Origin of the sequence: Clostridium acetobutylicum ATCC 824, assembly GCF_000008765.1 — a bacterium.
Taxonomy (GTDB): Bacteria; Bacillota; Clostridia; order Clostridiales; family Clostridiaceae; genus Clostridium_S; species Clostridium_S acetobutylicum.
Map to the genome: position 1 here is coordinate 3,698,478 of NC_003030.1, position 18,709 is coordinate 3,717,186.

General features: G+C 32.6%; 17 protein-coding genes. 4 read left to right on the plus strand and 13 right to left on the minus strand.

The window, feature by feature from the left end:
* Positions 1-69: 69 nt before the first annotated feature.
* Complete coding sequence (locus CA_RS17990; protein WP_010966769.1) at positions 70-1,098, minus strand: SDR family oxidoreductase; 1,029 nt, start codon at positions 1,096-1,098, stop codon at positions 70-72.
* A gap of 115 nt (positions 1,099-1,213) precedes the next feature.
* On the opposite strand from CA_RS17990, the gene CA_RS17995 reads away from it, so the two are divergent.
* Positions 1,214-1,735 carry a TetR/AcrR family transcriptional regulator gene (locus CA_RS17995; protein ID WP_010966770.1) on the plus strand — a complete coding sequence of 174 codons (522 nt, stop codon included), beginning with the start codon at positions 1,214-1,216 and terminating at the stop codon, positions 1,733-1,735.
* A 236-nt stretch (positions 1,736-1,971) separates the two neighbouring features.
* On the opposite strand, the gene CA_RS18000 is transcribed toward CA_RS17995, so the two are convergent.
* Both CA_RS18000 and CA_RS18005 read right to left on the minus strand, forming a co-directional pair.
* Positions 1,972-2,544, minus strand: coding sequence for a flavodoxin family protein (locus CA_RS18000; protein WP_010966771.1), 573 nt, complete (start codon positions 2,542-2,544; stop codon positions 1,972-1,974).
* A gap of 25 nt (positions 2,545-2,569) precedes the next feature.
* Positions 2,570-3,748, minus strand: a complete 1,179-nt coding sequence (locus tag CA_RS18005; protein WP_010966772.1) for an MFS transporter — start codon at positions 3,746-3,748, stop codon at positions 2,570-2,572.
* Positions 3,749-3,887: 139 nt separating this feature from the next.
* Here CA_RS18005 and CA_RS18010 point away from each other — a divergent pair, with 139 nt between their 5' ends.
* Positions 3,888-4,268: a MerR family transcriptional regulator gene (locus tag CA_RS18010; RefSeq protein ID WP_010966773.1), complete on the plus strand. Its 381-nt coding sequence runs from the start codon at positions 3,888-3,890 to the stop codon at positions 4,266-4,268.
* Between the two features lie 26 nt (positions 4,269-4,294).
* On the opposite strand, the gene CA_RS18015 is transcribed toward CA_RS18010, so the two are convergent.
* From CA_RS18015 to CA_RS18030, 4 genes are all read right to left on the minus strand, one after another.
* Positions 4,295-5,473, minus strand: coding sequence for a M28 family metallopeptidase (locus tag CA_RS18015; protein ID WP_010966774.1), 1,179 nt, complete (start codon positions 5,471-5,473; stop codon positions 4,295-4,297).
* A gap of 93 nt (positions 5,474-5,566) precedes the next feature.
* Positions 5,567-6,319 (minus strand): MerR family transcriptional regulator, encoded by a 753-nt coding sequence (locus CA_RS18020; RefSeq protein ID WP_010966775.1) that lies wholly within the window; start codon positions 6,317-6,319, stop codon positions 5,567-5,569.
* Between the two features lie 240 nt (positions 6,320-6,559).
* Positions 6,560-8,602, minus strand: a complete 2,043-nt coding sequence (locus CA_RS18025; RefSeq protein WP_010966776.1) for a methyl-accepting chemotaxis protein — start codon at positions 8,600-8,602, stop codon at positions 6,560-6,562.
* A 496-nt stretch (positions 8,603-9,098) separates the two neighbouring features.
* Positions 9,099-10,820, minus strand: a complete 1,722-nt coding sequence (locus CA_RS18030) for a methyl-accepting chemotaxis protein (protein ID WP_010966777.1) — start codon at positions 10,818-10,820, stop codon at positions 9,099-9,101.
* A gap of 400 nt (positions 10,821-11,220) precedes the next feature.
* On the opposite strand from CA_RS18030, the gene CA_RS18035 reads away from it, so the two are divergent.
* Complete coding sequence (locus CA_RS18035; RefSeq protein ID WP_010966778.1) at positions 11,221-11,982, plus strand: AraC family transcriptional regulator; 762 nt, start codon at positions 11,221-11,223, stop codon at positions 11,980-11,982.
* Between the two features lie 94 nt (positions 11,983-12,076).
* Entirely contained in the window at positions 12,077-12,385 is a 309-nt protein-coding gene (locus CA_RS18040) for a DUF6506 family protein (protein ID WP_010966779.1), read from the plus strand.
* Positions 12,386-12,524: 139 nt separating this feature from the next.
* Here CA_RS18040 and ltrA read toward each other — a convergent pair whose 3' ends face one another.
* The 6 genes from ltrA to CA_RS18070 all read right to left on the minus strand — a co-directional run bounded on the left by ltrA (position 12,525) and on the right by CA_RS18070 (position 18,697).
* Positions 12,525-13,937 (minus strand): group II intron reverse transcriptase/maturase, encoded by a 1,413-nt coding sequence (ltrA, locus tag CA_RS18045; protein ID WP_010966780.1) that lies wholly within the window; start codon positions 13,935-13,937, stop codon positions 12,525-12,527.
* Between the two features lie 641 nt (positions 13,938-14,578).
* Positions 14,579-15,745: an alpha/beta hydrolase family protein gene (locus tag CA_RS18050; protein WP_010966781.1), complete on the minus strand. Its 1,167-nt coding sequence runs from the start codon at positions 15,743-15,745 to the stop codon at positions 14,579-14,581.
* On the minus strand, positions 15,735-15,869 hold the full coding sequence (locus tag CA_RS18055) for a hypothetical protein (protein WP_013913624.1): 135 nt from the start codon (positions 15,867-15,869) through the stop codon (positions 15,735-15,737). The genes CA_RS18050 and CA_RS18055 overlap by 11 nt, the downstream gene beginning before the upstream one ends.
* A gap of 204 nt (positions 15,870-16,073) precedes the next feature.
* Positions 16,074-17,126 (minus strand): HAMP domain-containing sensor histidine kinase, encoded by a 1,053-nt coding sequence (locus tag CA_RS18060; RefSeq protein ID WP_010966782.1) that lies wholly within the window; start codon positions 17,124-17,126, stop codon positions 16,074-16,076.
* A 4-nt stretch (positions 17,127-17,130) separates the two neighbouring features.
* Positions 17,131-17,823 (minus strand): response regulator transcription factor, encoded by a 693-nt coding sequence (locus CA_RS18065; RefSeq protein WP_010966783.1) that lies wholly within the window; start codon positions 17,821-17,823, stop codon positions 17,131-17,133.
* A 286-nt stretch (positions 17,824-18,109) separates the two neighbouring features.
* Positions 18,110-18,697, minus strand: coding sequence for a TetR/AcrR family transcriptional regulator (locus CA_RS18070; protein ID WP_010966784.1), 588 nt, complete (start codon positions 18,695-18,697; stop codon positions 18,110-18,112).
* Positions 18,698-18,709 lie beyond the last annotated feature (12 nt).

Below are 18,709 nucleotides of genomic sequence, written 5' to 3' on the forward strand. Positions count from 1 at the left end.
CTGTGATACAGTTAACCGCAGCATAAGCATGTGCGATTTTTTTATTCAGCTAATAACATTATTGAATATCTATTTATCAACTAATCCAAGTTCAACCATGCTTTTCCCAGTTGCTATAATTGCTTCTTCTGCTGATCTTGGCTGCCAGCCAAGCAATTTTTTTGCTTTTGCATTGCTACAGGCTGTGTTTTGGCCTAGAAATGTAGCTGGCATACGCAAATCCTTCATAAAAAATGCCAAAAACTTCACGATAAAATTTGGCATTTCTTTTATGGAGACTTTTTTAGCTGCGCCGCCTAAAGATCTCTGTAAAATCTTCGCTTCTTCTTTATATGTGAGATTTTCCCCTGTGGTAGCAATAAATCGCTGTCCTACGGCTTCTGAACGTATCATTGCTAACAAATGTAAGTCTGCTACGTCTCGCACATCAACGTAATCAAAACCAATTTTTAAGAGGAATGGCATTTTTCCAGTAAGCATGGAACGAATAATTTGATTGGAGTGAGAAAAGTCCTTGCCTAGTACAGGTCCCATCACTGCCACTGGATTGACAACTGAAAACTCCATATTCTCTTTCTTTGCAAATTCCCAAGCCGCGAGTTCTGCCATGGTTTTTGAACGTTGATACGCATCAATATCCCCCGACAAGTTCGTCCAATCTTCCTCTGTAAAAATGTCAGGGTGAGATTTATGTCCTGAAAGCACTGCCCCCGAAGCAGAAGTTAGGACTACACGTTTAACGCCAGCTGCTTTAGCCACCTTCATCACACGCAAAGTACCATCAACCGCCATTTTCACCATTGCATCTCCATCGTCAGGACGTATGGCTGGTGTTGGCGATGCTACATGAATGACGTAAGTAGCACCAGTTGCAGCTTCCATCCAATTCATATCACTTGTTAAATCTGTCTGAATGAACTCTAGATTTGCAAAATCAGTTATACCTCCTTGAGCTAGCATTGATTTGACCTCATCCTTACGTGATAATGTGCGAAGCGTTGCTCGAACGCCATATCCCTGATTTAAAAGTTTCAAGATTATGTGTACGGCTATGAAACCACTTCCCCCTGTTACTAATACCAATCCTTTTCCCATCATAGTTTCCCCCTTGAACTAAAGTTTCACTTGTAACTTCTGTGCCATTAGTATATACTATCATCAAGTGGGAATCAACCCAGAAATCATCATCTGTGACAGTAAAGGAGGTACTGTAATGGCAGCTACTAATCACGCACAAGCCATAAAAAAAGATACGAAAGATTTTATCACAACAGCGTTACTTCAAATGTTAGCAAAAGAAAAGTTGCAGGCACTGACAGTTTCTCAAATTTGTAAACGAGCAGGTGTAAGTCGTATGGCTTTTTACCGCAACTTTAACGGACTTGAACAAATTTTGTATGAATATTACCAGCCAAAAATTGGTGCTATGTTTGATACAATTCGTGAAAATCCTCAATTCTCAGCCAAATTTGATAGCCAATTAAAATTTTTTAATACCTTTGGTGATGATATAATCTTATCCATTGATCGTGGATTTGAGCCAATTATTCAGCAGATTTTCAAAGAAGAAATAGAGAAATTTTATTTCAAAGATAATGATGAACATTGGACAACTTTCATGTCAGCCGGTGTTTACGCCATTTGGCGAAAATGGTTGCTTGATGGACGACAAAAACCACTGAAAGAGATAATGGACTTTTTCAAACAATTTGACATGATAAAAGGTAATGTTTAGAGTATCTCTTAAGCATTTTGAATATTGAAAAACTCTTTATTTATAAACCTTATCTCGTGACATCAATATCGCTCGAACCATAATACCTGATAGAAAAACCCCCGACATCTGTCGAGGGTTTCAATTATAGAGGCGAACCGTATCACACAACTTTATATGATACAGTTCTTCATATCAGTAGCAAGTGTCCTAACACTCTTTAAAAATATATATGTACTATAGTATTCCTACATCCCTTAAACATTTCTTATTTTTTTCATTAACCAAGCCATGTTTTCTCCCAAATTTCTCATGTTTTTTATTCCTTCTTCATCTAGTATAACATCCCCTACATCTTTCCCATAAACCATATTCCAATACGTTGAACCAACTACAAGAACTTCTTTATTTAGCAAGAAGTGATTTAATGCATCAACTGCTGTCATTCCTCCACCTCGACGCACAGCTACAACGCAAGCTCCAACTTTATGTTTTAACATGCCTGAATTAGTTGCAACAATCACACCTGCGCGTTCAAGAAAAGCTTTCATCTTAGATGATATATCAGCAGAATATACTGGTGACCCAAGGATTATTCCATCTGCATTAACCATCTTGTTAAAACATTCATTGAAAAAATCATCTCTTATTATGCATTGTTTTTTCTCCTTACAACAAAAACACCCCATGCAACCTTTTATTGTTTTACCTGATAGCTCTATTAATTCTGTTTCAATTCCTTCCTTTTCTAATTCCTTGAATACAGTTTTAATAAGGATGGATGTATTTCCATCTTTACGTGCACTGCCGTTTATGCCTATAACTTTCATATAAAGCCCTCCATATACTCTTTATTTATATAGTTTTTCTTACTATTAGTGAAGCAATAAAACTAATACCTAAAACAACAGCTAAAAATATAAATGCCAAAGGGTAGCTTCCACTTTCTATAATGCGATTACATACAATTGGTCCTACTGTTGCTCCTATAAACAATACAAATGTATATAGCGTCATTGCATTTCCACTTTTCTTCCCAGCCAAAGTCCCTATTGATGAAACAACCATTGGCAATGATATGGTAATTCCAAATACAAAAACTACACTCATCGCAACTGATAGACCTACATTATTTGATATACCAATAATTAAAACGCCTATTGAAGCACACACAAGCCCTAAAGATAGAATATTACCTACTCCTATTTTTTTTGATAATTTGGCAAATACCATTGAACCTATCATTCCAATAATACCAATTCCTCTAATCCATAAGATTTTTTCATTATTAAGACCAAAGTCTTTTTGAAAAAACATTCCCATTACAGTATACATACCAACAAAGCAGAAAAGCAAAGTCAATGTAATCACGTAACATGGAAAAAGTGACTTACTTATTAACAATTTTACTAATTCACCAATGAAGCTTGTAGGTCTCTCTGAAACTTTATCTGTTTTGGGCACAAGAAATATCATGGAAATAATAATCATCAAATAAATTAATGCTTGCAGCCAAAATACAACTGACCATGAATATGAATTAGCTATTATACTTCCATACAATTGTCCTAAAATACCTGCCATAACAAATCCTGTAGTAATGGCACTAATACCAGCTATACGTTTAGATTCCGGAAACATCTTAACTATAATAGAAAAGCCTAGTGGTGCAAAAGAAGCTGCAAATATACCTTGAATAGCACGGAAAACTATCATAAGTTTATAATTTGTTGCAAATCCTATCAGAAATGTTGAGATCATCAATAATAAAGTTCCCACAATTAATAGTTTTTTTATTTCAACATAATTAGCTAACCAACCAAAAATTAGGAAGCCTATTGCATAAAATAACGAAAACACACTTCCTATAAAAATAATTTGTTCTTGTCCTACATGAAAACTCTGCTGTAACACATTGGTGAGCGGAATCCATTCATAAATACCCGTACCTACACAGATACTTGCTATAAAGAGAAATATCACCTGTAATCTGTAATGTATTCCTTCACATTCTAATGATTCTTTATTTAACATATTCTCTACCTCCTTAAGACTTCCTTAGTATAAACCTTAGAGTTAACTCTAAAGCAAGCTTTTTATTTCTTAGTTTTAATGTTAATATAATATTAATTAAGCTAGATAAAACAACTAATTTTAAGGAGGTATATCAAAAATGAAAGGCGGATTCAGTATTAAAGAAGTTGCCAAATTAACTGGCCTAAGTGAGCATACATTACGTTTTTATGAAAAGCAGCAATTAATTAAAAATATTTCACGTGATGAAAATGGATATAGAATCTATTCGGATTTTGATATAGAATGGATACATTTTTTGATTAAAGTTAAAAATACAGGAATGCCTTTAAACGAATTACAAAAGTATTCAGAACTTATGGCACAAGGAAATCCAACCCTCCCAGAAAGAGAAAAAATGCTTTTACAACATAGAAAAAGAGTAGAAAATGAAATTTCCGATTTGGAAATCACCTTAACTAAAATTGATGAAAAATTAGATAGATATCATCATTTAATGCAAGAATTAAACTTACTATAGCTCTTACCTAATTATTCATATGCAAATTACTTAATCCAATTCTTGATTACATCAGATATAAATTCAGCAGTCGTAGTTATCAATGCGGGGTCAATTGTATCCAATGTATCTTTAAATGTATGTGTATATTCTAAAGCACCCTCAAATAAATCGGATGATGTAACAGCTAAACAAGGTATACCTTTTAAAGCAAATGCACAGTGGTCTCCAGCATACCATTCATGACCATTAACTATTTTTTCATATTTCTTCATACTATCATTTATGATTTCCCTTTGACTTTCATTTATATTATAATAGGAAATCGCACTTTGTGAATTGATATGACATGGTGAATCAATATTTATTACTAATAGAATTTTGTTCTGATTATTATTAAGATAATTAACTTCTCCACTTGCACCAAAATACTCCTCACTGTTAAATGGAACAAAATCTATATCAATTGGGTATGTAACCTTCTTAAAACAATTCATTACATTCATTAAAACACAAATGCCAGCAGCATTATCAAGTGCACCCAAGGTATCATATTTAGTATCTATATGTGCACATACTACAATTTTTCCTTTTGAATTGGCAATTTTTTTATTTGCTACTAATTGTCTACTTGTTGCCATTTTGTTTTCAGAATTAATTAATAGTAAAACAAATGGACTTTCTCCTATTAATTTTTTTAATTGTGGCAACATATCAATACTCATATATGCAGAGGGAATAGAAAAATTCCCATCCTCAAACATAGTAAAAGGATTCATTCCACTAAGCTTACTTTTTCCTGTAATACATATAATAGCTTTGGGTTTCTTAGCTTCTATTGATGAAATAATAAACTTATCTTCATCTGGATAATAAAACGGAAAATTTTTAGGTTGTATGGGTCTTTCAGATACTTCACCACATAATACGATAATTTTCCCACTCAAATTTTGATTTTGTAATTCTTTTAAATATTCTATAATAACTATCTCTCCTATCCCATTAAAAGGCTTTGAAAATGGACTAGGATTAATCTCTAATTCTATATCTTCAGATTTTATTATAGATTTTTTATGTTTCCAAACAACACAATCAAATGGTAAAGATGTAACCTCATAACCTGATTTCATAAATTCTTGTTCAAGATAATTCAATATCTCTTTATTAGTTTCAGTCCCTACTGGTCTCTCTCTTGTAATTAATTTTAATAACTTGATATTGTTCATAATATTCTCCTTCTAACAATTATTGTACAAAATATACCTTTATTTAAACTATACAACTTAAAAATATGGTGGTGTACAATTGTAATGTTAATATTATGATTCTTTTAACTTATCAAAGATTAACGGGATTTCTTCTGCAGCTGATTCTAATTTTTTTAGCTCACTTAGCCAACAATCACCTACAGATAATAGTTCTCTCTCATCTGTTTTATTAAGCGCAGCTACTACTAATTCTGTTTGTCCTTTATCATAAACCATAAGACAACGATGAATTGCAGACATACTATACCCTGTCTGTCGCAACATATAAATTATCCTAATCCTATCTAAATCAATATTATTAAAAAGCACTGCGTTTCTGTAACCTCTTTTGTCTGATTTTATTAAATCATTACGTTCCCAATTACGAACTGCTTCACTAGTAACACCCAGCAAACAAGCTACTTCGTTACGCGTATAGAATTTTTCTATACTATCACTATTATCCGTATCTCGTTTTAATTCTGCCCACTTATGTAATAATTGAGCTGTTTTTTCTGCTATCTCTATTTCATTTTGAATAATTTTAATATAATCCTGTGCATATTGTTTTCCTTCTATTAATTTACTTTCTGCCGAACAGATAATTATAAGTTTTCCCGTATCTCTTATATGACGATTGGTATATCTATATCCTAAGATATGTCTACATATTGTTAACTGTAAAATATGTTTATCTGTAAATTCACGATAACCATTAGGTTTACGACTGGCTTTTGAAATATACCCAATACTTTCATAAAATCTAATAGTATTAGAATGAAGATTAAACATTTTTGCTAACTCTATTGGCCTATAACTTTTCATATTATATCTCCTTTATAATAACTATTTAACACCCTTAAAATACTAATTATTCATTCAAATATTATGTGAACTTATTTTTCTATGACTATTACTTATATTTATTTTACTACACATTCGTAATTATAATATTTTTACATATAAAAATAGACTTAACCAATTATAATCAATGGTTAAGTCTAAAAACCTCATTAGCTTATGATACAGTTCACCGTAACGTTATAGCATATACAACATAAAGTTTTAAATCTTAAATTTTTCTATAAGTGTCTCCAAAGTCTGAGCTAAATTATAAAGCTCATTTGCTTGTATTTTTACATTCTGTATGTCACTTAATTGATTAGCTACACTAGCATTAACTTCTTCAGTGGCTGCTGCCGACTCCTCAGACACAGATGAAATATTGTGTATATTAGAAGTAAGTCGATTACTATTGGCTACCATTAGTTCTATATTTTCATTCATTGCTGAAATTTTTTCTATTATACTTTTAATAAATTTATTTAAATTCACAAAGCTTTGCTCTGTAAGAGAAACCGCTGAACTTTGATTTTCTACATTAGATTTAATATTATCCATATTTACTGCAGCAGTTTTAGTAGTATCTACAACCCTAGTAATTATATTTCTTATATTTTCAGCTGAGGAACCAGACTGTTCAGCAAGCTTTCTAACCTCTTCAGCAACTACTGCAAAGCCTTTTCCAGATTCTCCTGCTCTTGCAGCTTCTATAGCCGCATTTAATGCTAATAGGTTAGTTTGAGAGGAAATATTTAATATTGTACTCAATATTTCACCAATATCTTCAGTTTCCTTTACTAAAACTCCAATACTTTCAGCAATCTGTGAAACTCCATTTATAGTGCTTTCATTTTTTGTCTTAAGCTCTTTAAATGCAATCATTGTCTTCTCGCTGCTATGTTCCATCTCCTGACTTTCTATGTTTATCTTGCTATTATATTCTTTGATTTTTAATAAGCTATTATTAAACTCAATTGAGATTTCAGAGGCCTTGTCTGTTTCAGAAGCTTGTTCTTGAACACCTCTTGAAATTTCATCTATAACTCTTGCTATTTCTCCAGAAGAAGAGGTAACTTCATCTGCTCGTTTAGTAAGATTTTCAGAAAAACTCAACACATTATCAGCAGAATTTTTAACTGATACAACTAGATTTTTAACGCCATCAAGCATATTAGAAAATCTTCTTCCTAATTCTCCAAGTTCATCAGACCTATCTATATTTGTTACAACTGTCAAATCACCAGCTTCACCTTTTTTCATTGCTTCTTGCAAATCATTAATTGGATTTGTTAAATTTTTAGCAATCTTAAAGCCAACAAACAAAGCAGCTATAATAAATATAAGGAATAATCCAGTAAGTATTAGAACATTAGAAAGAATTTTAGAATATACCTCACTTGTGTCCATCATTCCAATTAGCTTCCAACCAGATTTTTTATTGCTTAAGTAATATATAAATTTACTTTTGCCAAGAAGCTTAGTTTGGATAGAATTTGTTTTTCCATCCATTACTGGTTTCATCCATGACACTTCAGTTTTATCCTTAAAAGCATTATCTATCTTTTGATTTTTTGTATCAGCATTGGTATTTACTCTATCAGGATTTAGGTTCTTCTGTATTAAATCTTTATTTTTAGATGCTATAACTACACCTGTTCTGTCCATAAGTAGTATTTCACCTGTTTTTTCAATCTTAGTATTGCTAAATAGTTCAGCTATATTAGTTATATCTACGTCTATTCCAGCAACTCCTATTGGTTTTCCTGAGTCGTCTAGTATCTTTTTTGTAGCAGTTACTACCATCTTACCCGTTGCTATATCTTTATAGGCATCCTGCCAAAGTACCTTATCATCGGAAATTGTATTTTTATACCAGGACTTCACTGTTGGATTATAGCCTTCTGGAAGAGTTGTTTCAGGAAATAGATACATGCTTTTGTCTTCAGTTGCAATATAAGCATTTAATATTTTAGGATTACTTTTAATTACTCCGTCAAGCTCTTTTTTTACTACAGTTCCATTGGGATTTGACAATGCATTCTTTGCTATGGAGTTTTCTGATAGCTGGGATAACACTGCTTCATAACTATTATAATTCTCATCTATAACATTATTTACACCTGTTACAGACTTTTCCATTAGGCTATTAGAAGAGCCTTTAAGGGTATTATAAAGTATTGCATTTGCAATGATACCCGTAGTACACATAGGAACTAAGATTATTAGTATAAATGCTACAATAAGTTTTTTCTTGATAGTTTTCATTTGTTTTTGCCCCCTAAATATTATTGCAATTATATTATCGGGGCAAATTACCAAATCTAAAGATAATTATCAGCTAAAGTCAATTATGCTTTTAATTTACTGAAAGTTACTATATAAGGGTTTTTATCTAAATGCTTGATACAAAACTCTATCATCAATATGTTTGCTCTCACAGCTCATTTTCCTCTCACTTCATATTTCTTATCGTACTGACCTGCACTGGATGGATATGTTTATTCTATCTTAATCCATAACTTCATTTCTCCGCATCTTTCTTACATAGCTTTTTAGCCAAGTAAACACTGAAAGCCCCTGAAACCAAGGGCTTTCTATTGTATCAATATTTCAGTTTATGTATGGTGGAGACGAAGCATCTTAAACTCCCCTAAAAAAGTCTATCTCTTTTGCGGTACGGTTCTCCATATCCGTTATAAGAGATGTCTCTTTTTATTACACCTCTTTCATAAATTATGCACTAGTCCAATACCCTTTAAAATCATATTTCCATTTTAAATTTACCTACTATCACATACAACTCTTCAGATAACTCTGCTTGATTTTGTGATGTTTTTGATACATTAAGTGCTACTTTTGTAGTGTCATTAACAATATTCCCTACAGCCGCAACTTTTTCTGAAGATTTTTGTTCATTGAGTGCTACATTTTGAGCTGCTTCACTTATTTGGCCTATAGTTGCCGAAAATTCTTCTAAGGTTGAAGCTAGTTCTTCGGATAATTTATTAATATAATTTGCATCCCTATAGTAGTAATCTCCTCCTTTAACAAAGCCATTAAATTCTGGTATCACTTTTTCATTTATAAACACTAAAATATCATTGCTACCTGCAGAAATATTACCAAAAGCCTCATCAATTTTACCTATATTTTCATTAATATTATTTACTTCAGTTTTTGATTGTTCTGCTAACTTTCTTACCTCATCTGCTACAACTGCAAACCCTTTACCATTTTCTCCTGCTCTTGCCGCTTCAATAGCTGCATTTAATGCCAGTAAATTTGTTTGATCCGCTATACTTTCAATAGCCGCTGCCATATCTTTTATTTTGTTAACAATCTTGCCTTCCTCAATGGCTTTAATTATTGTTTCTCTTTTTTCTTTATATAAACTTTCTGTAGTATCTGCAGCAATTTTTCCCTTCTCCTGAACATTTTCAGCATTGCCTCTTGCTTCACTGGCTACATTTCTTGCCATTAATGCCCTCTGAGTCAATTCATTTACTGCCGAATTTATCTCTTCAATAGATGCAGTTATTTGTTCTGAAGCCGCACTGTTTTCCTCTATAGCTACCTTGATAGTTTTACATGCAGTATTCATATCTTCCATTTTTGACACAAGTTCATTTGATGTTAATGATAATTCTTCACTATCTGACTTCAATTCATCTGAACTATCACTTATATTTTTTAATAAATTAACTACATTGCTTTGCGCTTCATTTAGTGATACTGATGTTTCTCCAAACTCATCTTTACTTGCTATATTTATGCTACTTGAAAAATCATATTTTGCATTTCTTCCAGCAAACTGCTTAATTTTCTTTAATGCATCATTAATATTTTTTATTAGCAGATATGAAAATATAACACTTACCCCAATAGCAACTATGGTAAGCATAATTGTAATAAAGAGAGCCTTCTTATATTGTTTTTGGCTATCTTCATATTTTGATTTTGCAACCTTTTGATTATATGTTATTTCTTCATCAAGTAAATCATTTATCTTAGCTCTATAACCATCAAAAATAGAGAATTGATTTTTAATAGCATTATAATCTCCAGTTCTTGCTGTTTCAAAAAATTTATCCTTAGCATTATTGTAACCATTAAGATTCTCTAAATATTGAGTAAATATCTTTTTATCCTTTTCATCATTAATTAGTGATTCATATTTTTGTGTAAGTTCATTATCCTTTTCTATTAAACCGTTCATATCTGAAATAGTTTTATCCACAATGGATTTTCTATCTGGATTAACTAAAATAAGTGATCCTGAAGTTAAATCAGCCATATGAGCTCTGATATCTTTTGTTATTGACAATTTCATCAAACTTTCGGAGTATATTGTATTTATGTTATCATTAACTTGCGTCATCTTTTCATAACTCATAATTCCATTCATAATTATAACTGTAATTATTATTCCAAAACACAAAATCAACTTATGAACCACCTTCAAATTTTTAAACAATCTTATCAAATTTATTGCCCCCTCATATGTATTTTGTTATAAAAAAATCCTATTGTATACTAAAGATAAAGTCGTTTATGCTTATTCTACAATATACAATAGGTTTTTTACTTATATTGATATATCGATATTTCCTTATGGTACTTTAATTACTAATTAGTTCAAATCTTTTATTATTATTATTATTAAACTTTCAATAGTAGTTATTATTTATAACCAATTAAATAAGAGTTTTACCGTAACTACTGAAAGTTAAGCTTTTTACTATAATTACAACTAAAGATTCTAATATTAATAAAGGTTCTTTATTAACATATGCTTAATTATATATTGTTTTTTGTTGTCTATATACTTATCATTGAAATATACAATATTCTTAATTTATGTTTAAATAGGAGAACTGTACTTTATGAAAAATGTTATTAAATTTTATGAAAAAGGTTCAATAGAAATATTATATGGCAAAAGCAGCCACTCTTTTCCCCTTCATAGTCATGAGTGTTTTTGTGTTGGTGCTATTACTAAAGGTTCTGCGCTATTTACAATAAATAACACCAAGTGCTTATTAGAAGAATCTATGGTTTTTATTATTCCACCGAATACTGGAATTTCCATAACTGCAAACTCCCAATATGATTACATAACAATATGTTTTAAAAATGAATTAAAAAAACAAGTAGAACATATTCTCTTCAATAAATTTTTTCTTAAGATAAAGTCTAATGATGAAATATTCAATTTATGTGATATTTTTAAAGAGAACAATAATGAAAAACAACTTTTAAATTCCATTCTTATATTAATTAATAGTACTATAGCTACTAATTCTCTAGTCATGGAGACTTCCACAAATAACACTGTATTATTAATTTGTGAGTATATAAAACAAACTGCAGCTAAAAATTTTAGTTTAGACACCCTAGCGGAATCTTTTTACTTATCAAAATATCACTTAATCCGAATGTTCAAAAAGGAAATGGGTGTAACCCCTTATCAATATTATATTCAAGCAAAAATGGGGATTATACGAAGACAAATCTTTAATGGTAAATCTGAAACTGATTTAGCTATTAATTTGAATTTATCAGATTCAAGCCACTTATGTAAAATATTCAAAAGGCAGATGGGCATATCCATTCAAGCTTATAAAAAGAACCTAATAAGAAAGTGAGCAATATTTTACAATTATTTTTTTTTGCAGTATGCTACCATATAATTAAAAATATATTTATTTAAAGTACATATTAGAAAAGGTGGTTATAAACATGAAAGTTAAAGCAGCATTTATTTTTGTAGCACCAGAGGTCGATTATAAAATTCATAAAACTGTTATTGATACTCCTGTTGTACATTTAACTGTAATTGGCGTAAAAAATTACAATGAAGCTGTACCTATTGCAAAGGAATTGGTAAATCAAGGTGTTAAAGCTATAGAGCTTTGTGCTGGATTTGGAAATGAAGGAATAGCACTTGTTAGTAAAGCGGTAAAAGGTAAAGCATCAGTTGGTGCAGTTAAATTTGATCATCACCCTGGATTTGATTTTAAAAGTGGTGATGATCTATTTAACAATTAAAGTTACTTATATAATCTAAATTCATATTCACTTATGATAAAGTATTTCACCTAATCGAGTAGGAGCTAAATAATTATTTTATTTAGCGTCCTCTCACACCACTGTGCGTAACGTTCGGTACACAGCGGTTCAATAGAAATTAATGTACTTGCTTATATCTTTTAAAAATACTTGTATAACCTATCTTTTCAAGATAGGAATTTGTAAGTGTTGTTGAAAGTATGGGGCTATTGGCTATTCGCCAATAGCTTTTCCTTGTATTTGCAAATTCCCATGCTTTACTATTATTAATTCCAAACTTTCTTAGATTATCATATTTGGTCTTAACCTTCTTCCACTGTTTCCAATAGCACATTCTAAGCCTTCGTCTAGTCCACTCATCTAGCTTCTTTGCTAATTTAGTCATCTCAGCTATTCCAAAATAGTTGAGCCATCCTATTATACATTGACGAAGTTTTATTATTCTGTTTTCTATATTTAAAGCATTGCTTCTGGCAGTAATTGCTTTAATTTTAGCTTTAAACTTTTTCACAGATTTTTCATGTACTCTTATTCCTATCTTTCCATACCATTGATAAAATGTGAACCCTAAAAATTTTCTTCTCCAAGGTCTATCAACTGCACTTTTCTCTTTGTTAACTTTGAGCTTTAATTTATTTTCAATAAATCTAGTTATGCTTCGCATAACTCTGTCTCCTGCCTTTTTACTTCTAACATAAACATTATTATCATCAGCATAGCGACAAAATTTATGTCCTCTTTTTTCAAGCTCTCGGTCAAGTTCTGTAAGCATAATATTACTAAGTAATGGACTCAAGGGTCCTCCTTGTGGACATCCTCTTTCGGTTTCAGAAACTACTCCATTTATCATTACACCACTTTGCAAATATAACCTTATTAACTTTAATACTCTTTTATCCTTAATTTTTCTAGCAACTAATGCCATTAATTTATCGTGATTTACAGTATCAAAATATTTCGCAAGGTCTATATCTACAACCCACTTATAACCTTCTTCCATATATTCTTTTGCTTTCTTTATAGCTTGTTTTGCACTCCTTTTGGGTCTAAAACCATAGCTATTTTCAGAAAATGTTTTTTCAAATATAGGTGTTAACACTTGAGATATTGCTTGTTGAATAGTTCTATCAACTACAGTTGGTATTCCAAGTAATCTTATTCCACCATCAGGTTTTGGTATTTCCACTCGCCTAACAGCTTTGGGACAATACTTCCCATTAAATATACTTGCTATTAGAGTCTTACCATTTTGTTTTAGGTATTGTAGAAGTTCATCTACTTTCATTCCATCCACTCCGTGGCTTCCTTTGTTGGATTTAACTCTTTTATAGGCAAGATTCATGTTTTGCCTATCAAGTATCCTTTCTAGCAAGTTAGTTTCATATAACTTTCCATCGTCTTTTCTTCTATCAAATGCCGTAGAAATACTATGCGCTCTCGTGCTATTTTGAAGTTCCACTCTTATTTCACACGACCAGCCCTCTTTATATGAAGTTGTCTGCAATTTTTGCATTTCTTTCGAATTTTTCAAGTTTCCAAGACCTCCTATTGTTCAGTCCTTCCCAGTTCATTCATGACTGAACTGGTACTATGACTTCTGCTGACTTCTGATAGTTCAGCTACATATCACTATGTAGGTTATCATACAGAAATTTCATTCTTTGATGATTTATCTATCAGACCTCCCCAGGTAAGAACGACAACCTTCCTCTCATATATCTGCCACATTTACTTTCTAGGAATTCGGATAGTGTTGGACTTTGTTTTGTTATGCAAACTCGTCCTACCTAGATAAGCCTTGTATGTGATTCGTATACCTCAGACCGAGAATTTGCCTAGTACTTCCTTCAGATTCCTCCTCACGAAGGACACCCTTGCCTTCGGCTAGTGGTTCCCACTATCAAGCCCACAGCGGACTTTCACCGCCAAGTTGTCGCCCATGCTGGGCGCACAAAAATGAGGGATCACCTTCACAATCTGGTGATCCCTCATTCTTAATAATATATATTCTTCATGATATGGCTCTCATATTACTGCATCAGTTAATTCTTTAAAATAATTATTTAAACTTTTTTAATTAAAATGTATCGTTACATGTTTCTAACAAGCACAGTTCCACCTGTACTAATGTAAGTTTCATAATCTTCACCTGTAATCAACTTAAAAAATATCCTAGCAATCACTTGGTCTAGGTGCAAAAGGGCCAAGACCAATGGAACAAAGCCAATTCAGTACTACCTCATGCAGCACATTGATGTTGTCTACCTGACAGTGTTCTAATCCGCCAATTCTTCTATCCTCTATAGGGAAAAACGTCTTGTTTTTCGAACCGGCCTGTTCGTAATTTTTAAGAGCTTGCGTTAGCGGATTGGGCTGAACTAATATCTCTTCTGCACCATGCATCACAAGAAGAGGGCATTCTATCTGGTGAAGCACACCCTCGAGATTGTAGGCAAAACGAGGATTTTCTGCAAAGTCATCCAAGCTTTTTGCACCTAGGATTCTCATGCCGTGACCAGCCAAACTCGGTGGCATCCATTTTAGCATTGCTTCCCAGTCGAATGCGTGGGTACCTCCGTCAGAGATGACGGCAGCAATCCTGTGGTCGAAGGAAGCAAATCTAAGTGAGTCGTATGCCGCAAAGCTCTCACCGTGGACAATAATCTTGTTAGGATCCACTTCCGGTCTAGTTAGAAGAAAATCGATTGCTCTTGAATGAAAAGCCTCGCTGTCAGCTCTCCTGCCCTTTCCCTTTTCGTACATTGAAAGACCAGTTCCAGGCTGATCATAGACCATAAAGTTATATCCACAGGAAATAAAGGCAGGTCCTAACCAGAAATAGTTCTCAATTGACCATTCATCACCACCATTGAGAGCCAAAATTGTGGGCTTCGGACCTTTTATCCAAGAAGGTGAGAAAAAGTACCCATCCAACTTGACATCCTCATAATCTACTTGGATTTTCTCTGGTTTGACATCAAAGTATTTTCCGGCAGCTTCGAAGAGTTCATTTACCTTCCTAAATATACGGATTTTCTCGTTGTCATCATCCATCACAGTATATTCAGCAATTCTGTTGTAATTGCAAGCACGAATATAGCAGTTACGTGCTGTATACCAGTTTCCAACTGCTTCTGCCTCCTTTCCATGCCTTTCCAAAGTCTCTGCTGTTATGAGCCATTCCCTATGCCATGTTTCCTTATCATTTGGATCTATTTTTTTGCATGCTTCATAAATTTCGGTAACGTCAGTAGCACCAAGACTTGCCAAGCCTAGAGCTTTAGTTACTTGATATGACATCATATAGTTGTTTGGCCAACGGCTGAATTCAATTGACATTGCAGTATCCTCCTTCTCTAGTTATATTGATTACTCCCGTCCATCTCTGATTAAGTACAAGGGTACATGTTTTGAAATAATAGCACCTATCTATGCCGGTTTTGCCAGCTTGATTCTCTAACATATCATTTCCTCCTATCAATTTACTTGCATTTTTTTAAGTTACAAGTAAATTCTATGATATAAAAATAAAGCCGTCCTAAAAGTAAAATAAATCTTTATAAAAAGAATATAAAAGATTGTAAAGCACTAAAAAATAAAAAGGCCACTGCCTGTGTTCCATACTTTCAATCAGCAGTGATCTTTAATTTATTGTAGAAAAATAAAATTAGTGTTTTGCAAGTGGGAGGCTGAACTTTATGCCCAGACCGCCATACTCAGAAGAATATGCATAAATTTCTCCACCATGATATTCAATAATCGATTTACAGCTTGCAAGTCCAAGTCCTATCCCACCATTTTCAATTTGCCTAGATTTATCCACAGTGAAAAATTTAAGAAATAGTGAAGATATATCTTTATCTGGCACTCCAATCCCATTATCCTCAATTTCAAAATAGGCATAAGACCCTTGTGAGTATCCAGTCATATACACTTTCAACTCATTTTTTCCTCCATATCTTACAACATTACTAAAGAGATTACCAAAGACCCGACCTATCATAATTTCATTGACCATAAGCATCATATTTCCCGTGAATAAATGTTTGTAAACAAGCTCACAGTCAAGTCCCGATAGCTCATGCTCATATTCTAGGGCAATGTTTTCAAATAATTTTGATGCATCAACGGGTTTCACTGTCATAGATTCTAAATCCAGTTTCTCTTTGGTGAAGCTTAAAAAGTCATTGATAAGCTCAGCCATATATTTTGACTTTTTTTGAATCAACTCATAATATTCCTGCTTTTCATTTTCTGATAGACCCTTTTGCATAGCTAACAGTTCAGCAAAACCATTAATAGATGTTAATGGTGCTTTTAGATCGTGAGCAATAGCAGCAATCATATCTGTTTGCTCTTTGTGTGCTAGTTGGAGCCTCTTTTCCATATTGTTAAAGTGATTATAAAGGTCTCCAATTTCATCATTACTCCTTAGAGCAAGTGAAGGCAATGGATGCACGATATTTATTCTTTCCAATCTGGTATTAAGCAGTCCGATTGGTTTTTCTATAAAAAAATAAATATACATAATCAAAATAACAAAGATGAAACAGGCAATAGCAAATATAGGAAAGAGTAATCCTATACTTGATGAATTTAGTAATGAACCTGATATAGGTGAATATAATGCAAAGATAAACTTTAAATAGATTCCAATTGAAACCATAAAAACTATAAACATCACCAGGAACAATAAAGGAAGTTTTATTCTCAGTTTCATACTATTACTCTCTTTCCTTGTACTTATATCCAATGCCCCAAATTGTTTTAATAAAGTCATATTCAGGGCCAAGTTTCTTACGGATATTTTTTATATGAACCGTTACGGTATTTAATTCTCCGTATTCGTCTCCCCATACATGTTCATATATCTGCTCACGAGTCAATACATTATTGGGGTTATGCACGAGCATGGACAATATTTGAAATTCTTTTGTTGATAAATTAAGCTTTCTGTTATTTAGAAATGCTTCAAAGGTCTTATCATTCAAGATGAGAGGAGAATCATTTCTTTCTCTATTAGGACTAAGTTCATTCCACTCTTTAAAGAGCCTGTCAATTTTTCTGAAGTTGGCTCTTATCCTGGAAGTAAGCTCCTGAATGCTAAAGGGCTTTGCCATGTAATCATCTGCCCCTATTTCGAGCCCAACGATTTTATCGATATCCTTATCCCGGGCGCTTAAAAACAGAATTGGAACATTATAAGATTTTCTGATGCTTCGGCAGACATCAAGACCATCCATACCAGGCATCATTATATCAAGAATGATGAAATCAATGTGATTTTCTTTCAATGCACATAAGGCTTCTTTCCCAGAATATGCTGAAATCATTTCAAATCCCTCATAGCTTAAACTCTTTGTTATAAGTTTTACTATATCTCTATCATCATCTACAACTAATATCTTTTTTTGCACTTCTCACCTCCGAGCTGCTTCAATAAGCTTTCTCTTCCACAGTCAAAGTTATAGCTTAGCTTAACTGGAGCCTTTAGCTTTCTCACATATATCAACCTATTTTATGCCCTGTAATTAGGCTTTTCCAAAGAGATTTTTGAAGTTTTCTGTAATTTTTTCACCGTAAACATATTCTCTAAAAGCTATGCTTTCATTTATCTCTACAATTAGGAATCTATAATTTAAATTATTAACCTAAGTAACAGGCAATTTTTCTATAATTAGAACTTACACAAAAATCCACATCCTATGCTTTATATATAGGAAGCAAAATATTATCTATCATGTCCTTAGCACTCTCTTCTGTGATCTTACCATGCTGTATAATCTCGTTGATAATCAGCAGCGACGGTAGATTTAAAGCTTTTTGAGAAATAGTATTTACAGAAAGTGAAACCTCATTGCGCTGATTAGCCCTGGTTATAATAGTCTCAATGGATTTACTAATATCATTTTCATTATTGATACTATTAAATAAGTCATAAGATACTGCATTGGAAAACATATCTGAAATCAAATCTCGCAGATCCTCAGGTTTTATAACCTGAAAAATTGGATTTAAGCACTCAAATAGCGCCATTAAGTCTTCTTTCAATGAACCATGATCTCCTATATCAAAGCTTATGGCTGGTGCCTGCCTGCTTATAGCCGCAAAAATAAGATAACATTTTTGTGGCCAGCGCCGATAAATAGCATTTTTATTGGTTTTTGCAGCATGAGCTACATCATCCATAGTCAATTTACCATATCCCTTTTGTTGAAGCAATAACCAAGCCTCATCTAAAATTGCATTTTCCAGCGTAACGCCTCGGCGTCGACTAACATTATCGTTCACTTTGTTTTCCTC